This is a genomic window from Burkholderia sp. LMG 13014 (assembly GCF_905232215.1).
GTDB lineage: Bacteria > Pseudomonadota > Gammaproteobacteria > Burkholderiales > Burkholderiaceae > Burkholderia.
Window position 1 is genome coordinate 1 of the sequence record NZ_CAJNKE010000070.1, and the last position, 18,912, is coordinate 18,912.

The window sequence follows — 18,912 nt, forward strand, 5'->3', positions numbered from 1 at the left end:
CATCGACCTGACCGCATGGCCCGACAACGCGACGTTCACGATCGATCATCCCGATGGCGCGTTCGTGATCCAGGACGAATATCGCGTGCCGGTGGCCGCGTCGATCGGCTGGAAGTGGCGTGCGATCGACGCGCTGCTGACAGACCTGCCGTCGCCGGACAGCGGCCGCTGGGCGATCAACTTCTGCAGCGGGACCGGGATGGGCGCGAATCCGTCCGTGGTCGCGCACGGTGACGGCAGGGTGCAGGGCATTCATGCGCGGCTGGCCGAACGGCTGCGCGCGCAGCGCGGCCCGTGCGGCGCGATGCTGCTCGACTTCTGCGATGACGACGACTGGGCGCTGGTGCGCGCGCTGATCGCGTGCAACGATCATGTGCCGGTGCCGGGCGTCTGGCGCAAGACGTTTCGCTGTTAGCGGAGCTGGGCGCTGAAGAACGCGAGCGCCTTTGCGTCGAGCGTGTCGTGGAATGCCGCGCGATCGAATCCGTTTGCATCGGTACAGACTTCGGGCGAGTTGCGCGCCAGTTGCTCGGAGCACGGTGCGAGAAATGCGAAATGCGCGGAATGCGGCACGACGTGGAATTCCGGCCGTTGCGGCAGCAGGCCGGCCAGCGCGGGCACTGTTTCCGGCTCGACGCCGTCGCCGCCCGCTTCGGACGCCCAGAGCTGGATCGGCGCGTGCACATCCTTCAGCGTATCGGCGGTCGGGAATTCGTTCATCGGGTCGGCGATGACGTAGGCCTTGATCCGCGGATCGTGCGTGAGCGGCTGGGGCGGCAGGTCATGGTCGCGGATCTGCTTGCAGATCAGCCAGGTCGGGTCGGGGCAGGCCACGTGCGCGTGCACGAAATCCGGATTGGCGCCGGCCAGCACGAGGCCCGTGTAGCCGCCGCGCGAGAAGCCGAAGAAACCGATCCGCGCGGGATCGATATGCGCGGCGTCGGGCCCGTTGGCCAGCATGTAGTCGACCAGGCGCTTGATGTCCACCGGCCGTTCGGCCAGTTCCCTCAGGTCGGCCGAGTGGCTGGTGTCGGCATGCGTGTCGCCGGGATGGTTGATCGCCGCGACGACGAAGCCCGCATCCGCAAGCGTTTCGGCGAGGTCGTGATGCCCGAAGTACGTGCCGGCGTGGCCGTGCGAGATCACGACGAGCGGCAGCTTGTCGCCGACGGTCGGGCAGTTGCGTTGCCCTTTCAGCAGGAACGGGCCGATCGTGAGCGGTTGCGCGGGTGTCGCGCAGGGTGTCCAGATGGCCACGCGCAGCTCGGGGCCGGTTGCGTCGGTCGGGATGCTGGCGAACTTGACGCCGGCCGCGTGCGCGACCGTGGCGGACAGGCAGAGCAGGGCGGCCGATAGCCAGGTTTTCATGTCGATTCCCCTCCGGTGCAGTGAGCGGATTTCCGTTCGGGTTTGCTGGTCAGTTACCGCTGCGCGAGCGCGGCGACTCGGGCGGGTCGCCGATCGTAATGCAGAAATGCAGCTTGTCCGTGGTTCCGGGATTGTCGGTCTGCCACGCTTCGGCGTCGGACACCATCGTGCGGCGGCAGAGCGCAGCGGCGTCCTCGAGCGGCCAGTCTGCGAGGCAGACGGTGCCTTGCGGCGCGCTGCCGTGCCCAACCCGACCGTCGATGGTCAGGACCCAGCCTTCCCAGCCGTAGATCGGGATGCGATGGCACTCGCAAAAATCGATGCATTCGAGTGCAGCGGCGAGCGGCAGCACGATTTCGCGACGGGAAATCGACTGGGCGGCGAGCGCGGGAGGCATGGCTCCGAGTTGCGACATGGCGGGCGGGTCGACTGGCGACGACGTGGCGTGCGACGGGGCGTCGCTCAGCGCGTCGCGATCACCACTGCCGCACCGGCCATCGCGGTCGCGCTCGTGCGGTTGGCGATCCGCTTCGCGCGTGCCGACGTCAGGAAAGCCCGTGCACGCGACGCAAGCAGCGACCAGAAGCAGTCGGCCAGGATCAGGACCGCGAGCATCGTGGCGACCAGTTCGGCCCACGCGGTTACGCCGACGTGCGTGAGATCGACGATGGTCGGCAGCAGCGCGAGATAGAACACCATGATCTTCGGATTGCCGAGCGTGACGAGCATGCCCGCGACGAACATGCGCCACGGCGACTGCCCGCGCGGCAGGTCGTCGGTGCCGGTCTCGGTCGGTGCGATCCACATCTTCCAGGCGAGGAACAGCAGGTACGCGACGCCGAGCAGCTTCAGCACGATCAGGCCCGTCTCGAACGTGCGGGCGAACGCGGAGAGCCCCGCGACCGCGAGCGTGAGCCACAGCGCTTCGCCGAGCCACATGGCCGCCAGGAACGGCAGCACGTCCCGCACGCCGTTCGTCAGCACGCGCGCGACCAGCGCGGCGACGCTCGGCCCGGGCGTGCCGGCGGTGACGAGCAGGGTGACAGCGAAGACGGCGAGCGCGGACAGCGTCATGACGGACTTCGTGGGCGGAGCGTTCGAAACGTATGAAGTTTCGATTATAGTGACGGCCGTTCCAGACTGTCTGCCTGAGTTGCCGTCATGACTGCACCGATCCTGATCCGTCCCGCCACGCGGGAAGACGCGGCCGCGATGGCCGCCGTCGAAGTCGCTGCCGCGCAGCGGTTTCGCGAAATCGGCATGACCCACATCGCGGAAGCCGAGCCGACCGATACGACCGCCGTGCTCGTGCGCATCGATGGCGGCCGGGCCTATGTGGCAGTCGATGCGCAAGGCGCGTGTGTCGGGTTTGCGTTCTACCGGCTGCTCGATGCGCAGCGGCTTTATCTGGAAGAACTGGATGTCGCGCCGTCGCATGCCGGACAGCGGATCGGCGCGCGCCTGATCGAACAGGTGACTGCGCGCGCGGCGCAGGAAGGCATCGCGGAGGTCGTGCTGTCCACGTTTCGCGACGCGCCGTGGAATGCGCCGTACTACGCGCGGCTGGGTTTCAGCATCGTCGACGACGCCACGCTCGACGACACGCTGCGTGCGATCCGCGCGCACCACGTCGCGCTCGGGCTCGACGAGACACAGCGCGTGTTCATGCGGATGCGCGTTCCAGGCTGACGCAGGCCCGGCGAGTCATGATGCCGTCTGCGTCACGATCCGGTCTCAGCGCAATGCCTGGTTTCCGGTAAGCGGCAGCGACGCGAACGCGGCTTCCACGTGTGCAAGAAAGTCGGACGCGGGCCGCGTCAGTTGCAGCCCCGGCGGCGTGAGTCGGTACAACTGCAGCGGTGGCGGCGACATCGGTAACGGCAGCGGCGTCAGCTTCTGGCCGAACACGGTTTCCGCGAGCGAGAGCCGGGTCCACGAGAAAATCGCATCGTTGGTCATCATCAGGCTGTAGAACAGCGCATACGACGTGCAGCGCGTGATGCAGCGCGGCGGGGGCAGGCCCGCGTGCGCATGCAGGTCACGGATATACGTAGGGAAGTTGTCGCTCGCATCGGCGTGGATCCATTCCGCGTCGCGCAGCGCGTCGAGCGATGTCGCGCCCGCAAAGCGTCCGTTCTCGCGGGTGACGAACGCGGTGTCGAACGTGCGGATCGCCTTGATGTCGACCGACTCGGCAATGGGGCCCGTGACGGCGACGAAGGCGAGATCGAGCGTGCGATTGCGCAACTGTTCCGAGAGCAGGTTGAACGTCAGTTCACGCAGTTCGCACTCGACGTTCGGCCAGTGGCGGCGGAACGCGGCGTAGGCCTCCGCAAAGCCCGTCACCGCGACGATCGGCGTGAAGCCGATCACGAGCCGCCCGTCTCGCAGCCCCTTCATGTGCGCCATGTCCTCGCTCGCCCGTTCGAGCTCGCGCACGACAGCCTGCGCGCGCCCCAGCAGCGCGTCGCCTTCCGGCGTCGGCGCGACGCCCCACGGCTTGCGCTCGAGGAGCGGTACGCCGAACTCGTTCTCCAGTTCCTGGATCGCCTTGCTGATGGCCGGCTGCGTGACGTGCAGGGTCCGGGCGGCGGCCTTGATGCTGCCGGCCGTCGTGACCGCGACGAGCGCGCGCAATTGATGGATTTTCATGATGCGGAAGATATTACCAAAAGTTATCCGCATCAAAATTCGTGAGTTTTTTGACCCGAAACGCGTCTCTATGCTTGGCCGAGACGGTCGCGACGCGGCCGATTCCACGGAGCCATTCATGACGCAGAACCTTGCTCACGTACTCGCGGCGATTCGCGAGTCGGAGTCCCGATTCGTGGCGATCCGCCGCGACATCCACGCCCATCCCGAGCTCGGTTTCGCCGAGACCCGCACCGCGCAGCTCGTCGCCGAACAGCTGGCCGCATGGGGTTACGACGTGACGACGGGCGTGGGCGGCACGGGTGTCGTCGGCCAGTTGCGGCGCGGCGCGTCGGCGCGCACGCTCGGCCTGCGCGCCGACATGGACGCGCTGCCGATCGAGGAGGCGACGGGGCTGCCGTATGCGAGTACGGTTGCGCGCACGATGCACGCGTGCGGACACGACGGCCATACGGCGATCTTGCTGGCCGCCGCGCACTATCTCGCTGAACAGGGCCGATTCGACGGCACGCTCAACGTGATTTTCCAGCCGGCCGAGGAGGGGCTCGGTGGCGCAAAGCGGATGATCGACGATGGCCTGTTCGAACGGTTCCCGTGTGAACGCGTGTATGCGCTGCACAACGCGCCGGGCGTGCCGGTCGGCCATTTCGCGTTGCGCTACGGGCCGATGATGGCCTCGTCCGATTCGGTGACGATCACCGTGACGGGCAAGGGCGGGCACGGTGCGATGCCGCAGCTCGCGAGCGACCCGATCGTCGCGGGCGCGCAAATCGTGACCGCGCTGCAATCGATCGTCTCCCGCAACGTCGATCCGCTGAAACCGGCCGTCGTGACCGTCGGCACGTTCCATGCGGGCACCGCGCCGAACGTGATTCCGGAAACCGCGACGCTGCAGTTGTCCGTGCGTGCGCTCGATGCGGCCACGCGCGACGAAATCGAGGCGCGGATCCGCCGGATCGTCGACGCACAGGCGCAGGCTTACGGGATGACCGCGCAGATCGAATACCACTCGATCTCGCGTGTCGTGGACAACGACCGCGCGGCGTCGGATCTCGCGGTCGAGACGATCGCGGCGCTGGCCGGAGAAGGCGCGCTCATGCTGTTACCCGACGGCGTGATGGGCAGCGAGGATTTCTCGTGGATGACCGAATGCGTACCGGGTTGCTACGTGCTGATCGGTAACGGCGTCGATTCCCGGGGCGGGTGTTCGGTGCACAACCCGGGTTACGACTTCAACGACACCGCGCTGAGCTGGGGGGCGGCCTATTTCGCCGGTATCGCCGAACGCTTCCTGAAGGCGGGCTGACGACGGCGCACCGGAGACGCGCCGGCCGGACATGGATTGACTTTACGATAAGGATAACGAATGAAGAAGCGATTTGCACTTGGCGCGGCCTGTCTCGCGCTCGGCGCCGGCAACGCGCGCGCCGTGCCCTATCAGGACGTGTTGCTGGCGGCGGTGCCCGAGTACAACGGTCGACTGACGGAGGGCGTCGCGCTGTATGGTTCGGTCGACATGGGGATCAACTACCAGACGGTCGGCGGCCATTCGCTGTGGCAGACGCAGAGCGGCGGCGAGTGGACCTCCAAATTCGGCTTCTTCGGCCGTGAGAACCTCGGCGGCGGCTGGCGTGCCGAGTTCAACCTTGAAAGCGGCTTTCTCGCGAACAACGGCGCGCAGCAGGACAAGCAGTCGACCTACAACCGGCAGTCGTGGGTCGGCCTGTCGTCGGACAGCTTCGGGCGGCTGCGTCTCGGCAAGCAGATCGGCACGGCGCTGCCGCTGTTCATCGACGTATTCGGCACGGTGGGCACGAACTCGGTCTATACGTGGCTGGGCGCGGCAGCCGTGCAGACGAGCCGCGGCGTCGGCTACAACTCGGACCTCGGGCCAGGGGCGACGCAATTGCCGGCGCGCGTCGACAACGCCATCACGTACCGTACGCCGATCGTCGCGGGCACCACGTCGCTGATGCTGATGTATGCGCCGAGCAACGTTGCCGGGCGCGCGCCCGCGGCGTCCGCGCAAGGTGCGCTGCTGCAGTGGTACAACGGCACGACCTATCTGGCCGCGAGCTACAACCAGGTGTGGGGCGTCAACGGGGCGAGCACCGTGCGCAACGACTTGTACGGGCTCGGCGCCGTCTATGACACGGGGCGGATCGTGCTGTCCGCATCGTTCAACCAGTACGCGCCGAAGCTGGCCGGCGACGGCATCGCGCGCGTCTACACGGTTGGCGCGATCGTGCCGTTCGGCGTCAATGCGATTCGCGCGTCGGTCGTCTATCGCGATACGTCGGGCGTACGCGACGCGGCCGGCCAGCCGGCCAAGGACTCGGCGCTCGGTGCGATGCTCGGCTATGACTACCTGCTGTCGAAACGCACGGGCCTCTATGCGCGTGCGGGGTTCATCCGCAACTACGGCATCTCGACCGTGTTGCTGAACGGCAACCCGCTGCCGACCGAGCCGGGCGGCACCGCACCACGCACCGGGACGACCCCCGTGACGCTGTCGCTCGGCATGTATCACAACTTCTGAACGGGAATTTTCCGATGCATACCCTGAATCGCACGGCCGCTGCGCCGGTCGATGCCGCGCCGCGCGTGACGCGCCGCACGGTCGTTGCGGCCGCACTCGGCAACGGACTCGAGTTCTTCGACTTCACCGTCTACAGTTTTTTCGCCGCCCTGATCGGCAAGCTGTTCTTTCCCGCGTCGAGCGACGTCGGCGCGCTGATGCTGTCGCTCGCGACGTTCGGCGTCGGGTTCGTCGCGCGGCCGCTCGGCAGCGTCGCGATCGGCGCGTATGCGGACCGTGCCGGGCGCAAGCCGGCACTCGTGCTGACGGTCGCGTTGATGGCGCTCGGCACCGGGATCATCGGCTTCGCGCCGACCTACGCGCAGATCGGCATCGCCGCGCCGCTGCTGATCGTCATCGGGCGCTTGCTGCAGGGCTTTTCGGCGGGGGGCGAAGTCGGCGCCGCGACGACCCTGCTGATGGAGTCGGGTGACACCGGCCGGCGCGGCGAGCGGGTGAGCTGGCAGATGGCGAGCCAGGGCGGCGCGACGCTGGTCGGCGCGTTCGTCGCGCTGACGCTGTCGCGCGCACTGTCGCCCGAAGCATTGCACGCGTGGGGATGGCGCGTACCGTTCGTGCTCGGTCTGCTGATCGGCCCGGTCGGCTTTTATCTGCGGCGTCACCTCGACGATACGCTGCCGCACGCGGCGGCCGGCGCACCGCGTGAGCGTGCACGCATTCCGTGGCGGCAGGTCGTGGCCGGTACGCTGCTCGTGATCGGCGGCACGTCGACCACCTATACGATCGTATTTTTCCTGCCATCGTTCCTGACGCTGACCGTCGGCATGCCGGCGTCGGTGTCGCTGCTGTCGGGCTGCGCGGCGGGCGTCGTGCTGCTGATCGGTTCGCCGCTCGCGGGACGGCTCGCGGATCGCGTGCGTCGTCGCAAGCGGCTGGTGGGCGTGACGTGTGTCGCGTCGGCCGTGCTCGTGCTGCCGGCGTTTTACGCGATGAGCATGTGGCCGTCGGTGGTCACCGCGGTCGCGGTCGTGATTGTGCTGATCGGCTTGATGACGCTGTCGAGTCCCGCCGGCTTCGTAATGATTCTCGATGCATTTCGGCCCGAAGTGCGGGCGATGTCGCTCGGGATGATCTATGCGCTCGGTGTGACGATTTTCGGCGGGTTCGCCCAACTGATCGTCGGTGCGATGTGGCGCGCGACCGGCAGTTTTTACGCCCCTGCGTGGTATGTGCTGGGATGTAGCGCGGCGAGCCTGGTCGGTCTGGCGTTGTTCGTGGACGCGCCCGCCGTGGACGGCAGGCGGTGAGCGGGAAGGGCGAGCGCGTTGCATGCCCGCCCGGTGGTGTGCGCGACGAACGGACGGGCGAGGCCGGTCCATTCGTCGCGCATGGCTCGCTGCGCGATCAGGCCGCGTCGCTCAGCGCCGGGTAATCGGTATAACCCGTTTCGCCTTCCGCGTAGAACGTCTCCGGCACCGGCTTGTTGAGCGCTGTGCCGAGTTCGAGGCGGCGCGGCAGGTCGGGGTTCGCGATGAACAGCTTGCCCCATGCGATCGCGTCGGCGCTGCCGTTCGCGAGTGCGGCCTGCGCGCTGTCGAGCGTGAACTGCTCGTTCGCGATCAGCGGGCCGCCGAACGCTTCCTTCAGGCGCGGGCTCAAGTGGTCGCCCGAATACGATTCGCGCGTGAAGATGAACGCGATCTTGCGGCGGCCGAGTTCGCGCGCGACATAGCCGAACGTTGCCGCCGGATCGGAATCGCCCATCGTATGCGCGTCGCCGCGCGGTGCAAGGTGCACGCCGACACGGCCGGCGCCCCACACGTCGATCGCTGCGTCGACCACTTCGAGCAGCAGGCGTGCGCGGTTCTCGATCGGGCCACCGTACGCATCGGTGCGGCGATTGGTGCTGTCCTGCAGGAACTGGTCGAGCAGGTAGCCGTTCGCGCCGTGGATCTCGACACCGTCGAAGCCGGCGGCCTTCGCATTCTCGGCGCCCTTGCGGTAAGCGGCGACGATGCCCGGGATTTCGTCGAGCTCGAGTGCGCGCGGCGTCACATACGGGCGCTGCGGACGCACGAGGCTCACGTGGCCGCCCGCGGCAATCGCGCTCGGCGCGACCGGCAGGTCGCCGTTCAGGAACACCGGGTCGGAGATCCGGCCGACGTGCCAGAGCTGCAGCACGATGCGCCCACCGGCCGCATGCACGGCCTGCGTCACCTGTTTCCAGCCCTCGACCTGCTCGTCGGACCAGATGCCGGGCGTGTCCGCATAGCCGACGCCCTGCGGCGTGACCGACGTTGCCTCGGTAATGATCAGGCCGGCCGTGGCGCGCTCGGTGTAGTAGCGGGCCATCAGGGCGTTCGGCACGCGTGCCGCGCCCGCGCGGGAGCGGGTGAGCGGGGCCATCACGATGCGGTTCGGCAGGGTCAGGTCGCCGAGGGTGACGGGATCGAACAGTGTGGGCATGGCAAATAACCTCTTCACGAAAGGCGGGCAACCGTCGCGTCATCGGCGACCGCAACCCGGATGGCCGGTTCGGCCGTGTTGGCTAGAGTTCGCGGCGCAGGGCGTCGTGAAATGCGTCGATGACGGCCTCGTTGCGCTGGAAAAACGCCCACTGGCCGATCCGTGTCGACGTCACGAGCCCCGCGCGCTGCAACGTCGCGAGGTGCGCGGAGACGGTCGATTGCGACAGCCCGCAGCGCGCGTCGATCTGGCCCGCGCAGACGCCGTGTTCGTACGGCAGCGTCTGGTTCGGGAAATGCACGTCCGGCGTTTTCAGCCAGACGAGGATTTCCCGGCGCACGGGGTTCGAGAGCGCTTTCAGGATCGCTTCGATGTCGAGTTCGGTCGGCATGGATGGGTTTGGCGTTTCGGTCAGGCAATGGGGTATCGTCGATGGGCGAATCTTATATCGGAATTTGACGATATGTTTGAAAGCATTGCTGGCAATGGGGTTGATAGCGAACTACTATTGAGGGCTTCAAGGCTGGCCGGGCGGGGCTGTCTGACGCCCGAGCCGCTCACGGGGAGGGGGCGGGAGGCGTAGCCGCCGCCGACTACGGGCGCGGAAGCTGCTTCAGACCAAATCGGACGCAGGCTCGGCAGGCACCCGCCGCACGTTGGCGGGCTTCAGTCGTTCGGGCGTGTCATCGCCAGCAATTCGTCGATGAATGCCTGGCGCTGCGTCGGGTCCAGCGGACGTACCCCGCACACTTCATCGAACCACAATCCTTCGACGGCAAAGCGGATGATCCGCGCGGTCCGTTCCGGCAACGCGTCCCGGCTCAGCAATTCCGTCCAGCGGGCAGCGTGGCCCGCATAGACGGGGAGCAGGCTCGGCTCCAGGAGCAGGCTGCCGATCACGGCCGACAAGCTCCTGCCCTGGAGCGCCTGCTCGGAGCTTGCGATGATGTACGCGCGGGTCCAGGCGCCGGGCTGGCCGTCCGCCAGCGCGGCGTCGGTCACGGCCTGCTCGAAGGTGGTCGCTTCGAAATGCAGCAGCCCTGCGAGGAGTTCCGACTTGCTCGAGAAGTGATAGAGCAGCCCCCCCTTGCTGATGCCCGCAACCGAGGCGGCCTCGGCAAGGGTTAATCCCAGGATGCCTTTGTCCTGCAGGATTTTTCGTGAGGCTTCGAATATTTTTCTCTTGGTGTCGCCAATTTCGCTATCGATATTCTCGTTCATCGGGAATTGCGCGGAAAATGCACCGAAATAAGCCGTACCGGCTGGACGGTGCATTATACAAATTCCCTTTGCCATTTTTTTTGAGTTCGGTACTGTACCGGCTGGACGGTACACTTCGCGTCAATGAACCTCGAACCCATCTACCCGGGCATTGAAAGCACGATGAACGAACAGGCAAGCCTCTCCACGATCGACGACTGCACCGAGCGCCGCGACGGCGTGCTGACGCTTGCGCAGGGCAGTATCCGCGGCAGCTGCAAGGATGGCGTCTGTCAATTTCTTGGCATTCCTTACGGAAAGGCTGCGATCGGCGACTTGCGGTTCAGGCCGCCCGTGCCGGCGCCAGCATGGGACGGAATCCGCGATTGCCGCCGCTACGGCGATGCGTGTCCGCAGGTCAACGACGACTTGCCCGCATGGCAGTTCGATGGAGATCACTCGGCGGACTGTCTCAATCTCAACGTCTGGACGCCGGCGTCGGCGGCGCCCGGCGATCGCTTGCCGGTGATGGTGTGGTTGCATGGCGGCGCCTATCTGTCCGGGTCCGCCAACCTGTCCCTGTACGACGGACGCGTGCTCGCCGAGAGGGAGCAGGTGGTGGTCGTGTCGATCAACCATCGCCTCAACGCCTTCGGTTACCTGCACTTCGGCGATCGGGGCGACAGCCGTTCGATTGCCGCGAACGTGGGGCAGCAGGATATCGTGCTGGCGCTCGAATGGATTGCGGCACACATCGGCGCGTTCGGCGGCGATGCAGGCAACGTGACGCTGTTCGGTGAATCGGGCGGTGGCGGGAAGATCTGCGCGCTCACGATGATGCCGTCGGCCGATGGCCTGTTTCACAAGGCGATCGTCCAGAGCGGGGCCTTTCTCACCCTGCTGACGCGAGCGCAGGCAAAGGTCAGGGCCGACGAATTCCTGTCGATGTTTGGCGCCGACATCCGCGCACTCGATACGATCAGCGACGAACAGGCGCTTGCGGCCGCGCGCCGCCTGATCGACCGATATGGCTATACCGCGTTCTGGCCCGTCGACGATGGTGTCGTCATCGATGCGTCGAGAATCCCGCGCGCATCGGTGCCGATGATGATCGGCACCACCCGGCACGAGTCGGCGTACTTCCTCGCGCCGCGGCTGCTCGCGCACGGCCCGCTCGAGCCGGCCGGCTACCGCGATGCGCTGGAGGACGGCTTGAGGCCATTCAGCATCGGCCCGGACGATGCGAGGGCAACGGCTGACGCCGCAGGGCGTACGTGTGCGATACCGCCTCGCTCGATCGGCAGGGACCTGACCGACGTCCTGTTCTGGATGCCCGCGGTCGCGCTGGCGGAACGCAACAGCCGGCATGCGAACACGTTCATGTACCGGTTCGACTGGGCATTCCCGTGCTGCGGCGGCCATTACTCGATTCACGGCGCCGAAATCCCGTTCGTGTTCGGCATGCTCGACTACCCATTGCCGGCCTGGGATGACGCCGATCTCCCGAACGCACGGTATTCGGCCGACACGCTTGGCGAGCGGTTCGACCTGGCTGCACGCGTGCAGCGTGCGTGGGCCGATTTCGCCCGATACGGCGATCCGTCCGCCAGCGGCGTGTCGGTATGGCCGCGCTACACACCGGACGCGCGTGCGACACGGATTTTCGACCGGGTCTGCCGCGTCGAGGCGGATCCGGATGCCGAGCGCCGGCGGGCGCTGTTCGCCGCGTGCGCGGGCGCGTGACACACACATCATCGACAAGGAGCAGACATGGAGACGTCAGCGGTAACCCCGGAATCCTCATCCACGCGCCCCCTGAACTGGGTCGCGATCGTGTTTTTCGTCCTGGCCACCAACGGGCCCCTCACCAGTCTGATCGGATGCGTGCCGTACGGCGTTGCGTATGGCAACGGCATCGGCATCGCAGGTTCCTACCTGTGCGTCGGCCTGATCTACCTGTGTTTCGCCGTCGGCTTCACGGCGATGAGCCGTCACGTGGGCAATGCGGGTGCGCTGTATGCCTACGTCGGGCAAGGGCTCGGCCGGCCGGCGGGTGTCGGCGCAGCGTTCATGGCGGTCGCGTCGTATTTCGTGATCACGCTCGCGTGTTACGCGTTGCTCGGGTTCTATATCAGCTATTTCATCAACAACCTCACCGGCCTGGTCGTGCCGTGGTGGGTCAGTACACTCTGCGCGGCAGCCGTCGTGCATGCGTTCGCGATCAACAACGTCCAGTTCAACGGCGCCGTGCTGTTCCTGCTGATGATCGTCGAGATCGCGCTGATCGTCGCCTTCAACCTCAAGGTCGCGGCCACGGGCGGCGGGGTCGAGCACTTCAGCCTCGCGCCGCTGCATCCTGCTAACGTGTTCACCGGAAAGTTCGGCACGTCGCTGGTGTTCGTCGTGGTCGCCTACATGGGCTTCGAGACGACGGTGATCTATGCGAACGACGTCCGGAATCCGGGCCGCTCCATTCCGGTTGCCACCTACGTCAGCGTCGCAGTCATCATGGCGATCTATGTCGTGTCGACGGTGCAGATGTCCAACGCGTTCGGCTATGCCGAAGTCGTCGCGCTGGCGGAGAAGTCTCCCGCGGATCTGTGGTTCGCGGTGACGGAGCGGGTGCTCGGCAAGCAGATGGTGGTGGTCACCAACGCACTGCTGATCACCAGCATGCTCGCGGCGATCATCAGTTTCAACAATGCGACCGTGCGCTACTGGTATTCGCTGGGCCGCGACGGCATTGCGTTCAAGCGGCTCGCGCAATTGAGCGAGAAGAAGGGCCTGCCCGTCCGAGCCGCGAACCTGCAGTCCGTGCTCATGGTCACGCTGATCGCTTTGTTTGCCGCCTATCGCGTCGATCCGGTGATGGTGATTGCACCGTATCTCAGCATTCCGGCCGCGATCGGGATCGTTTGCGTTCAGGCGTTGACCGCGCTGGCGGTCATCCGCTTCTTCGCGGCCCGCCGCGCGCGCGAAACGCGGTTCATCCGGTGGGCCGTGTTTCCGGCCCTGAGCTTTGCCGGATTCGCTTACTTCCTGTACGCAATGATCGGCAACGTATCGCTGATGGCAGGCACGGCGTCGACCGTCGTTTCGCTTCTGCCGTGGACGACGCCGGCGGTTGCTGCCGCGGGTGCCGGCTTCGCGGTCTGGCTGCGACGTGCGCGGCCTTCTGCGTACAACGGACTGGGGCGATTTCTCAGCGATAGCTGAGCATGCAGACGCATTCCTGAAACGAACATGATTTATTCGTTAAGGTATCCATATTGATATGCATGACGAAGGCGTTCCGGACTGACGATCCAGGGGGGCGGGTTCGGTTCGACTGACGAGCCCCTCCTCCATGCACGTCAGTTTCAGCCCGGCAGGCCGACGATCTCATACCGCCCCTGCGTCGCATCGACATGCGCGATCGTATCGAGCACGCGTATCACGGGCGGAAAGCCGTACACGCGCTCGACCATCGCCTTGTATTCGTCGCCGTGCCAGTGCGCGGCGGCTTCGCGCGTGCGCCACACGTACACGCCGCCGCCTTCATGCGTGGCCGCGTCGTAGAAGTACCACTTGTGCAGCAAGTCCGGGTTCAGCGCCCACTTCACGGCGGTCGTTTCATAGCGGTTCCGCAGCGTGGGCAGGTCGACGTCGGGCTGCAGCTTGAAGAAGACGATTTCGGTGATCACGGCAGTGCCTCCATTCGCGAATCGTGGGGATGCGGCGGCGATGCCTCCGGGGGCGTTCGAGTCGGACGACAGCCCCCGGGAGGCAGTGTCGTTCAGTACGGCGACGGCCGGTTCTCCGTGCGCCACTTGAGATCGGCCGGCGTGCCCGGCCGCGGCGGGCGCAGCCCCTCGATCGTCCACAGCCCGAACGGCGTTTCGCCGATGTGGATTTCCCAGCGCAAGCCGCGCTCGCCGATGAACGGCGCCAGGCGTTTGCCGACATGGTGCATGAACCGTGCCTGTTCGGCGGGATCCTCGATCTGCCGCGCGATGTGGTCGACCCGGATCCGCACGAAGTCGTCGGTCGGCTGGCCGCCGATCAGGAACGACGCAGGGGGCAGCGGCTGGAACAGCACGTTCACGTAGAAGCGCGGCAGAAACCCGTCGTAGAAGCCGACGATGCGCTCGGCGATCTCCAGTTTGTCGGTATCGGAATAGGTGTGTTCGGGATGGTAGATGTTCCAGAGCGGCATGTGTGTTCCCCGGTTCGTGAGAGAGAGCTGGTGTCGTGTCAGATTGCGCTGTAGCGCGTGGCGGGCTGGCCATCCCGCGTGACGGCATGAAGGAGGGTGCCGCGCGCGCCGTCGAACTGCTGCCATGCGCCGAGATCGTGGAGCGTCGGAAAGCACACCGATTCCTCGTGATCCAGTGCGTGCAACGCGGTGTCGACGAGCGTTTCCGGCGTCATGAACAGCGAATCGGGGAATGGCGCGGACGCATTGCCGAAAAACTCGGTGCGCACCGGCCCCGGCATCACGGCCTGGACCGCGACGCCGCGCGGCGCAAGCTCGGCGTGCAGCGAGCGCGTGAAGTTGAGCACATACGCTTTCGAGCCGCTGTATCCGCCCGCACCGGGCACGGGCATCAGCGTGACGATCGACCCGATGTTCACGATCATGCCGCGTCCAGCAGCACTGCAGCGGCGCGCGGCCGCGAGCGACAGCCGTGTCAGCGCGAGCACGTTGACCCGGATCATCGCGTCGACGGCGGCCGGGTCGACCGATACCGACAGGCCCAGTGCACCGAGGCCGGCCGCATTGACGATGCCGGTGAAATCGGCGGTGCCGTCGATCAGCGCCTCGACCTGCGTGACGCCGTCGGGGCTCGACAGGTCGGCGACGACGGCCTGCGCATCGCAGCCGTATGCGGACCGCAGCCGGTCGGCGAGCGCCGCGAGCCGCTCGTGCCGGCGCGCAACCAGGATCAGGTCGTATCCGCGAGCAGCGAGACGATCCGCATAGACCGCGCCGATCCCCGACGACGCACCGGTTACGACCATCACACCTCGATCTTCTTGCTTCATGTTCAAACCTCCAAAGGGCTGGACTGACAAGCTTTCTTGTAACTCTTATTATTAGAGTAAGTGGAGGGCGACACGCCGTCAAGTGCTGCCGGATGCGATGCGATACGATTACCACCGTGCGCGCACCGGCATGGGCTGCGCATCGAAGTCAGGAAAGGTGAGTTGCGATGAAATCCAAGAGTTTTGACGGCATGACCTGCTCGATCGCCAGCGTGCTCGATGCGCTCGGCGATCGATGGAGCACGCTGATCGTGCGCGATCTGGCGCTCGGGCTGGCGCGTTACGACGATCTGCGCCAGTCCACGGGCGTGACCCATGCGACGCTGTCGGATCGGTTGAAGGCGCTCGAAGGCAGCGGGCTGATCGAGCGCCGGCTGTATCAGTCGCGCCCCGACCGGTACGAATACCATCTGACGCCGCGCGGCCGCGACATCGGCATCGTGCTGATGGCGCTCGCGCAGGTCGGCGATGCCTGGGGGCAGGCGGAATCGAAGGCGCCGCCGCTCCGTTTCATGGAGGCGCGCTCGGGGCATGCGGTGCGGCTGGCGTTGGTCGATGCCGAGACGGGTAGCCCGATCGACCTGCCGGACTTGCGCGTGGAGGCAGGGCCCGGCGCGGACGAGATCATGCACTGGCGACTCGAGAAGACGCGCGCGCGGCGCAGCGAATCGTGACGTGCGCATCCGCGTCGCGCTGCCGGTTCACGGCTCAGTCGGAAATCGCGCGGCGCCGGCTTCCGGCGGCAGGCGCAGCCCGTTCGTGAGGTAGCTGACGGTCCGGTAGAAGCCCGCGAGCATCAGCAGTTCGAGCAGCGCCTCGTCGCTGAAATGCGGGCGCAGCGCGTGCCACAGGTCGTCGTCGATGTCGCAATGCCGATGCAGCGCGTCGCACAGCCGGATCAGCAACCGGTCCGCCTCGCTCCAGCATGCATCCTCGGCGCCGCCGCGGGCCAGCGAGCGAAGCTGCTCGCCGGTCAACCCCGCGGCCGCCGAAAACACCGAGACATGCACCCCCCATTCGTATTCGGAACGGCAAAGCGCCGTCGTGCGATCGATGACGATCTCGCGTTGCCGGATATCGAGGTGGCCCTTGTCCAGCAGCCCGGCGGCGAAGAACTTCGTGAACAGGCGCGCGTCGCGCGCCAGCGTGGTGAAGAGGCGCAACGGCGGGCGGCCCCGCATGATCCGGTCGAGCGACGCGGCAATGTCGGGGGCGAACGGCGGCACTGCGCATGCGATACGCTGAGTCATGTGAACTCCTTCGTGCTCGTGGCGGGTGCGTGTGAACGCGCGCATTCGCCGATGGCTGAGCGGGTAGCGTAGGTGGCGTGCTTTAAAAAGTAAAGCAAGAGGGAAGAAAAAAGCGTCGGCAGGGCCATGCGGCATGTGCGCGCCATCGTATCGATTCATTGACGCCACGCGGCGTTTGCTTTAAAAAGTACAGCATGACGACACCCAAAATCGGACAACGCGTTCGCGGATCGAAGACGGGACGACCCATCATGGTCGTGCTGGATCTGCTCGGGCGGCGCACCACGCTGCGCATCCTGTGGGAGCTGCGCGGCGAGCCGCTCACATTCCGTGCGCTGCAGGAAGCCTGCGAAACGAACGCACGCCTGCTCAACACGCGGCTGGCGGAGCTCAAGGCGTCGGGCCTCGTCGAGCATGGCGAGGGCGGCTACTGCATGACCGCCGAAGGCCGGCGGCTCGAGGCGGCATTGCAGCCGTTGCTGGGGTGGGCAAAGCAATGGGCGAAACGCGACCCCGACGGGTTCGACGCGGCCGATCGCGAGCAATCCGGTCAGGCGCGCTGATCGCTCGACACGCGGGTGTGAATCGCCACGTCATGCCGGTTCGCGCATCGTGTGCGAGCCAATTTTTTTCGGAGTCCTTTCATGTCTGTTCGAGCCGTCCTCTTCGATTTCGATCTGACGCTGGCGGATTCGTCGGCCGCGATCATCGCGTGCACGGAGTACGCGTTGCATCGGCTGGATGCCGCCGCCGCGACGCCGGCGCAGATCGGTGCCGTGATCGGGCTGCCGCTGCACGAGATGTTCCGCTCGCTGACGGGAGAAGCCGAGCCGGCACGAGCTGACGCGTTCGCGCGTCACTTCGTGGCGCGCGCCGACGAGATCATGGTGCACGGCACGCGCATCTATCCCGAGGTTCCGTCGCTGCTCGCGCGTCTGCGCGAGCAGGGTCTCGCGGTCGCGATCGTTTCGTCGAAGTTCCGCTACCGGATCGAGGCGATCCTTGCGCTGAACGAATTGCAATCGCTCGTCGACGTGCTGATCGGCGGGGAAGACGTGCAGCGTCACAAGCCCGATCCCGAAGGGCTCGTGCTGGCGCTGGCGCGGCTGGGCGTGCCGGCCCGTTCGGCGATCTACGTGGGCGACCACGCGGTGGACGCGCAGGCAGCCGAGCGTGCCGGCGTGGCGTTCGTCGGCGCGGTGAGCGGGATGACGTCGTTCGACGCATGGGCACGCGCGGGCAAGCAGGCGGTGGCCACGCATATCGGCGAACTGGATGCGATCGTGCAACGGATGGGGCGCGATCCGTCCGAAGCATCGGGCTGACGCCTGGCTGCGCCGCCATGGCCGTGGCCGCGCCACGATCCCGGGCGAGGTCGGCCTGTCGATCGCCGGATGTCGACGATCCCGGTGGTCAGCTTCCAGGCCAGTGCGATCGCCCTGCCGGCGGCTGGCAGGTCCGATGATGGATGCCGGGAATCGGTGTCCGCGAAATGGCGATTTCGCATGCTTCATCCCGGCATCCCGGGTTCGTCGAGTTGACGAACCCATTGAGGCTGCATTTCGCTCAGGATTCAGGAAATATCATTTTCTTTAAATCCCGGTTTTCGGAATAAATGCAGCCTGGATCGCGTGTCAGCTGATCGAACCGATCACGACGAAGCTGAAATTCCGGTCGCTGTATTTGCCATATGAGTCGCCGGTTTGAATCGTGGCGCCGCTGCCGGAAAGCGCAGGGAAGATCACGTTGTCCAGCGTGCTTTGTCCGCCGCCGTACCCCCATTGCGACCCGATAATCGCCGGCGTCTTGGTGAAGGCGGTGCTGAACGAGAGCTGATACGTGCCCGTGCTTTCACGTTTCACGGCGAATCCACCCGAACCATCCACGACCGTACCGTTACCCTGAACGCTACCCCACAACGTAACTTGAGCCATGATCGCTTCTCCTTATCTATTGTTGAAACAATGTCGATAATTGAAACGGGATGCCGAAGCAGTAATGTCTTAATTGTCCGGATCGGCGGTTGTATTGTATGTGATGGATTTTTAAAGTTTGATCTGGTGTAAATAATTTATTTTGATTTCTATTTTAAATATGCCGAATTTGTAATCGAAAGAGAATACCGTTGCGTAAAATTCGCATTCGGTCGTTGGCCGCGTAATCAAGCGCTGGTCGACGTCGTGATCGGGGGAGGCGCGCGCGGCCGAACGCGAATCAGAACCGGCCGGCTGAATCGCTTTCCGCAACTGTCCGGCAGCGCGCGACGGATTCTGCGACCATCGCCGTTAAAGTCATATCCGCCACCCGATCCGTTACCATGCCACTCATTTCCGTCGCCTTCGCCCGCCTTAGGTTCGCGCGCGTGCTGCCGGCCGCCCGAACGCTGTCATACGCCATTTTGCTCGCGGCCGC

The 18,912-nt window shown here is 65.8% G+C and carries 22 protein-coding genes and 1 pseudogene; 10 read left to right on the forward strand and 13 right to left on the reverse strand.

The window, feature by feature from the left end; translation table 11 throughout:
• A pseudogene (locus JYJ84_RS11205) lies at nt 1-415 on the forward strand (phosphatidylinositol diacylglycerol-lyase); the annotation flags it as partial.
• Here JYJ84_RS11205 and JYJ84_RS11210 read toward each other — a convergent pair.
• The 3 genes from JYJ84_RS11210 to JYJ84_RS11220 all read right to left on the reverse strand — a co-directional run bounded on the left by JYJ84_RS11210 (nt 412) and on the right by JYJ84_RS11220 (nt 2,442).
• Nucleotides 412-1,368: an alpha/beta fold hydrolase gene (locus JYJ84_RS11210; protein WP_122947567.1), complete on the reverse strand. Its 957-nt coding sequence runs from the start codon at nt 1,366-1,368 to the stop codon at nt 412-414. The pseudogene JYJ84_RS11205 and the gene JYJ84_RS11210 overlap by 4 nt on opposite strands.
• A gap of 49 nt (nt 1,369-1,417) precedes the next feature.
• Nucleotides 1,418-1,720 (reverse strand): hypothetical protein, encoded by a 303-nt coding sequence (locus JYJ84_RS11215; protein WP_205189189.1) that lies wholly within the window; start codon nt 1,718-1,720, stop codon nt 1,418-1,420.
• Nucleotides 1,721-1,830: 110 nt separating this feature from the next.
• Complete coding sequence (locus tag JYJ84_RS11220; protein ID WP_122947565.1) at nt 1,831-2,442, reverse strand: LysE family translocator; 612 nt, start codon at nt 2,440-2,442, stop codon at nt 1,831-1,833.
• Between the two features lie 87 nt (nt 2,443-2,529).
• On the opposite strand from JYJ84_RS11220, the gene JYJ84_RS11225 reads away from it, so the two are divergent.
• Entirely contained in the window at nt 2,530-3,057 is a 528-nt protein-coding gene (locus JYJ84_RS11225) for a GNAT family N-acetyltransferase (protein ID WP_175220267.1), read from the forward strand.
• Nucleotides 3,058-3,102: 45 nt separating this feature from the next.
• Here JYJ84_RS11225 and JYJ84_RS11230 read toward each other — a convergent pair whose 3' ends face one another.
• Nucleotides 3,103-4,020: a LysR family transcriptional regulator gene (locus tag JYJ84_RS11230; protein ID WP_122947563.1), complete on the reverse strand. Its 918-nt coding sequence runs from the start codon at nt 4,018-4,020 to the stop codon at nt 3,103-3,105.
• Nucleotides 4,021-4,138: 118 nt separating this feature from the next.
• On the opposite strand from JYJ84_RS11230, the gene JYJ84_RS11235 reads away from it, so the two are divergent.
• From JYJ84_RS11235 to JYJ84_RS11245, 3 genes are read left to right on the forward strand one after another with little or no spacing between them, the layout of a single operon-like run.
• Nucleotides 4,139-5,326, forward strand: a complete 1,188-nt coding sequence (locus tag JYJ84_RS11235; protein ID WP_122947562.1) for a M20 aminoacylase family protein — start codon at nt 4,139-4,141, stop codon at nt 5,324-5,326.
• A gap of 60 nt (nt 5,327-5,386) precedes the next feature.
• On the forward strand, nt 5,387-6,559 hold the full coding sequence (locus JYJ84_RS11240) for a porin (protein ID WP_122947561.1): 1,173 nt from the start codon (nt 5,387-5,389) through the stop codon (nt 6,557-6,559).
• 14 nt (nt 6,560-6,573) lie between these two features.
• Nucleotides 6,574-7,866, forward strand: a complete 1,293-nt coding sequence (locus JYJ84_RS11245; RefSeq protein WP_175220269.1) for an MFS transporter — start codon at nt 6,574-6,576, stop codon at nt 7,864-7,866.
• A 97-nt stretch (nt 7,867-7,963) separates the two neighbouring features.
• On the opposite strand, the gene JYJ84_RS11250 is transcribed toward JYJ84_RS11245, so the two are convergent.
• The 3 genes from JYJ84_RS11250 to JYJ84_RS11260 form a co-directional block, all read right to left on the reverse strand.
• Nucleotides 7,964-9,025 carry an alkene reductase gene (locus JYJ84_RS11250; protein WP_175220272.1) on the reverse strand — a complete coding sequence of 354 codons (1,062 nt, stop codon included), beginning with the start codon at nt 9,023-9,025 and terminating at the stop codon, nt 7,964-7,966.
• 82 nt (nt 9,026-9,107) lie between these two features.
• Nucleotides 9,108-9,416, reverse strand: a complete 309-nt coding sequence (locus JYJ84_RS11255) for a helix-turn-helix transcriptional regulator (protein WP_043179776.1) — start codon at nt 9,414-9,416, stop codon at nt 9,108-9,110.
• A 275-nt stretch (nt 9,417-9,691) separates the two neighbouring features.
• Nucleotides 9,692-10,246, reverse strand: a complete 555-nt coding sequence (locus tag JYJ84_RS11260; protein ID WP_122947558.1) for a TetR/AcrR family transcriptional regulator — start codon at nt 10,244-10,246, stop codon at nt 9,692-9,694.
• 123 nt (nt 10,247-10,369) lie between these two features.
• On the opposite strand from JYJ84_RS11260, the gene JYJ84_RS11265 reads away from it, so the two are divergent.
• Together JYJ84_RS11265 and JYJ84_RS11270 are read left to right on the forward strand one after the other, a co-directional pair.
• Nucleotides 10,370-11,968, forward strand: a complete 1,599-nt coding sequence (locus JYJ84_RS11265) for a carboxylesterase/lipase family protein (protein ID WP_240201851.1) — start codon at nt 10,370-10,372, stop codon at nt 11,966-11,968.
• 27 nt (nt 11,969-11,995) lie between these two features.
• Nucleotides 11,996-13,441 carry an APC family permease gene (locus JYJ84_RS11270; protein ID WP_174960578.1) on the forward strand — a complete coding sequence of 482 codons (1,446 nt, stop codon included), beginning with the start codon at nt 11,996-11,998 and terminating at the stop codon, nt 13,439-13,441.
• A 143-nt stretch (nt 13,442-13,584) separates the two neighbouring features.
• On the opposite strand, the gene JYJ84_RS11275 is transcribed toward JYJ84_RS11270, so the two are convergent.
• The 3 genes from JYJ84_RS11275 to JYJ84_RS11285 all read right to left on the reverse strand — a co-directional run bounded on the left by JYJ84_RS11275 (nt 13,585) and on the right by JYJ84_RS11285 (nt 15,250).
• Entirely contained in the window at nt 13,585-13,908 is a 324-nt protein-coding gene (locus JYJ84_RS11275) for a hypothetical protein (protein WP_122947556.1), read from the reverse strand.
• Nucleotides 13,909-14,000: 92 nt separating this feature from the next.
• The gene (locus JYJ84_RS11280; RefSeq protein WP_122947555.1) at nt 14,001-14,420 is read right to left on the reverse strand and encodes a tautomerase family protein; all 420 of its coding nucleotides are present in this window, start codon (nt 14,418-14,420) and stop codon (nt 14,001-14,003) included.
• A gap of 38 nt (nt 14,421-14,458) precedes the next feature.
• Nucleotides 14,459-15,250: an SDR family oxidoreductase gene (locus JYJ84_RS11285; RefSeq protein WP_122947554.1), complete on the reverse strand. Its 792-nt coding sequence runs from the start codon at nt 15,248-15,250 to the stop codon at nt 14,459-14,461.
• Nucleotides 15,251-15,417: 167 nt separating this feature from the next.
• Here JYJ84_RS11285 and JYJ84_RS11290 point away from each other — a divergent pair, with 167 nt between their 5' ends.
• The gene (locus tag JYJ84_RS11290; RefSeq protein ID WP_175220274.1) at nt 15,418-15,924 is read left to right on the forward strand and encodes a helix-turn-helix domain-containing protein; all 507 of its coding nucleotides are present in this window, start codon (nt 15,418-15,420) and stop codon (nt 15,922-15,924) included.
• Nucleotides 15,925-15,951: 27 nt separating this feature from the next.
• Here JYJ84_RS11290 and JYJ84_RS11295 read toward each other — a convergent pair whose 3' ends face one another.
• Nucleotides 15,952-16,500, reverse strand: coding sequence for a carboxymuconolactone decarboxylase family protein (locus tag JYJ84_RS11295; RefSeq protein ID WP_175220276.1), 549 nt, complete (start codon nt 16,498-16,500; stop codon nt 15,952-15,954).
• A 251-nt stretch (nt 16,501-16,751) separates the two neighbouring features.
• On the opposite strand from JYJ84_RS11295, the gene JYJ84_RS11300 reads away from it, so the two are divergent.
• Both JYJ84_RS11300 and JYJ84_RS11305 read left to right on the forward strand, forming a co-directional pair.
• Nucleotides 16,752-17,063 (forward strand): winged helix-turn-helix transcriptional regulator, encoded by a 312-nt coding sequence (locus JYJ84_RS11300; RefSeq protein ID WP_226213633.1) that lies wholly within the window; start codon nt 16,752-16,754, stop codon nt 17,061-17,063.
• Nucleotides 17,064-17,144: 81 nt separating this feature from the next.
• Nucleotides 17,145-17,825, forward strand: coding sequence for an HAD family hydrolase (locus JYJ84_RS11305; RefSeq protein ID WP_175220278.1), 681 nt, complete (start codon nt 17,145-17,147; stop codon nt 17,823-17,825).
• 309 nt (nt 17,826-18,134) lie between these two features.
• On the opposite strand, the gene JYJ84_RS11310 is transcribed toward JYJ84_RS11305, so the two are convergent.
• Entirely contained in the window at nt 18,135-18,434 is a 300-nt protein-coding gene (locus tag JYJ84_RS11310; protein WP_226213632.1) for a hypothetical protein, read from the reverse strand.
• A gap of 280 nt (nt 18,435-18,714) precedes the next feature.
• Nucleotides 18,715-18,912: hypothetical protein (locus JYJ84_RS11315; protein WP_205189190.1), on the reverse strand; the 198-nt coding region annotated here is incomplete at its 5' end.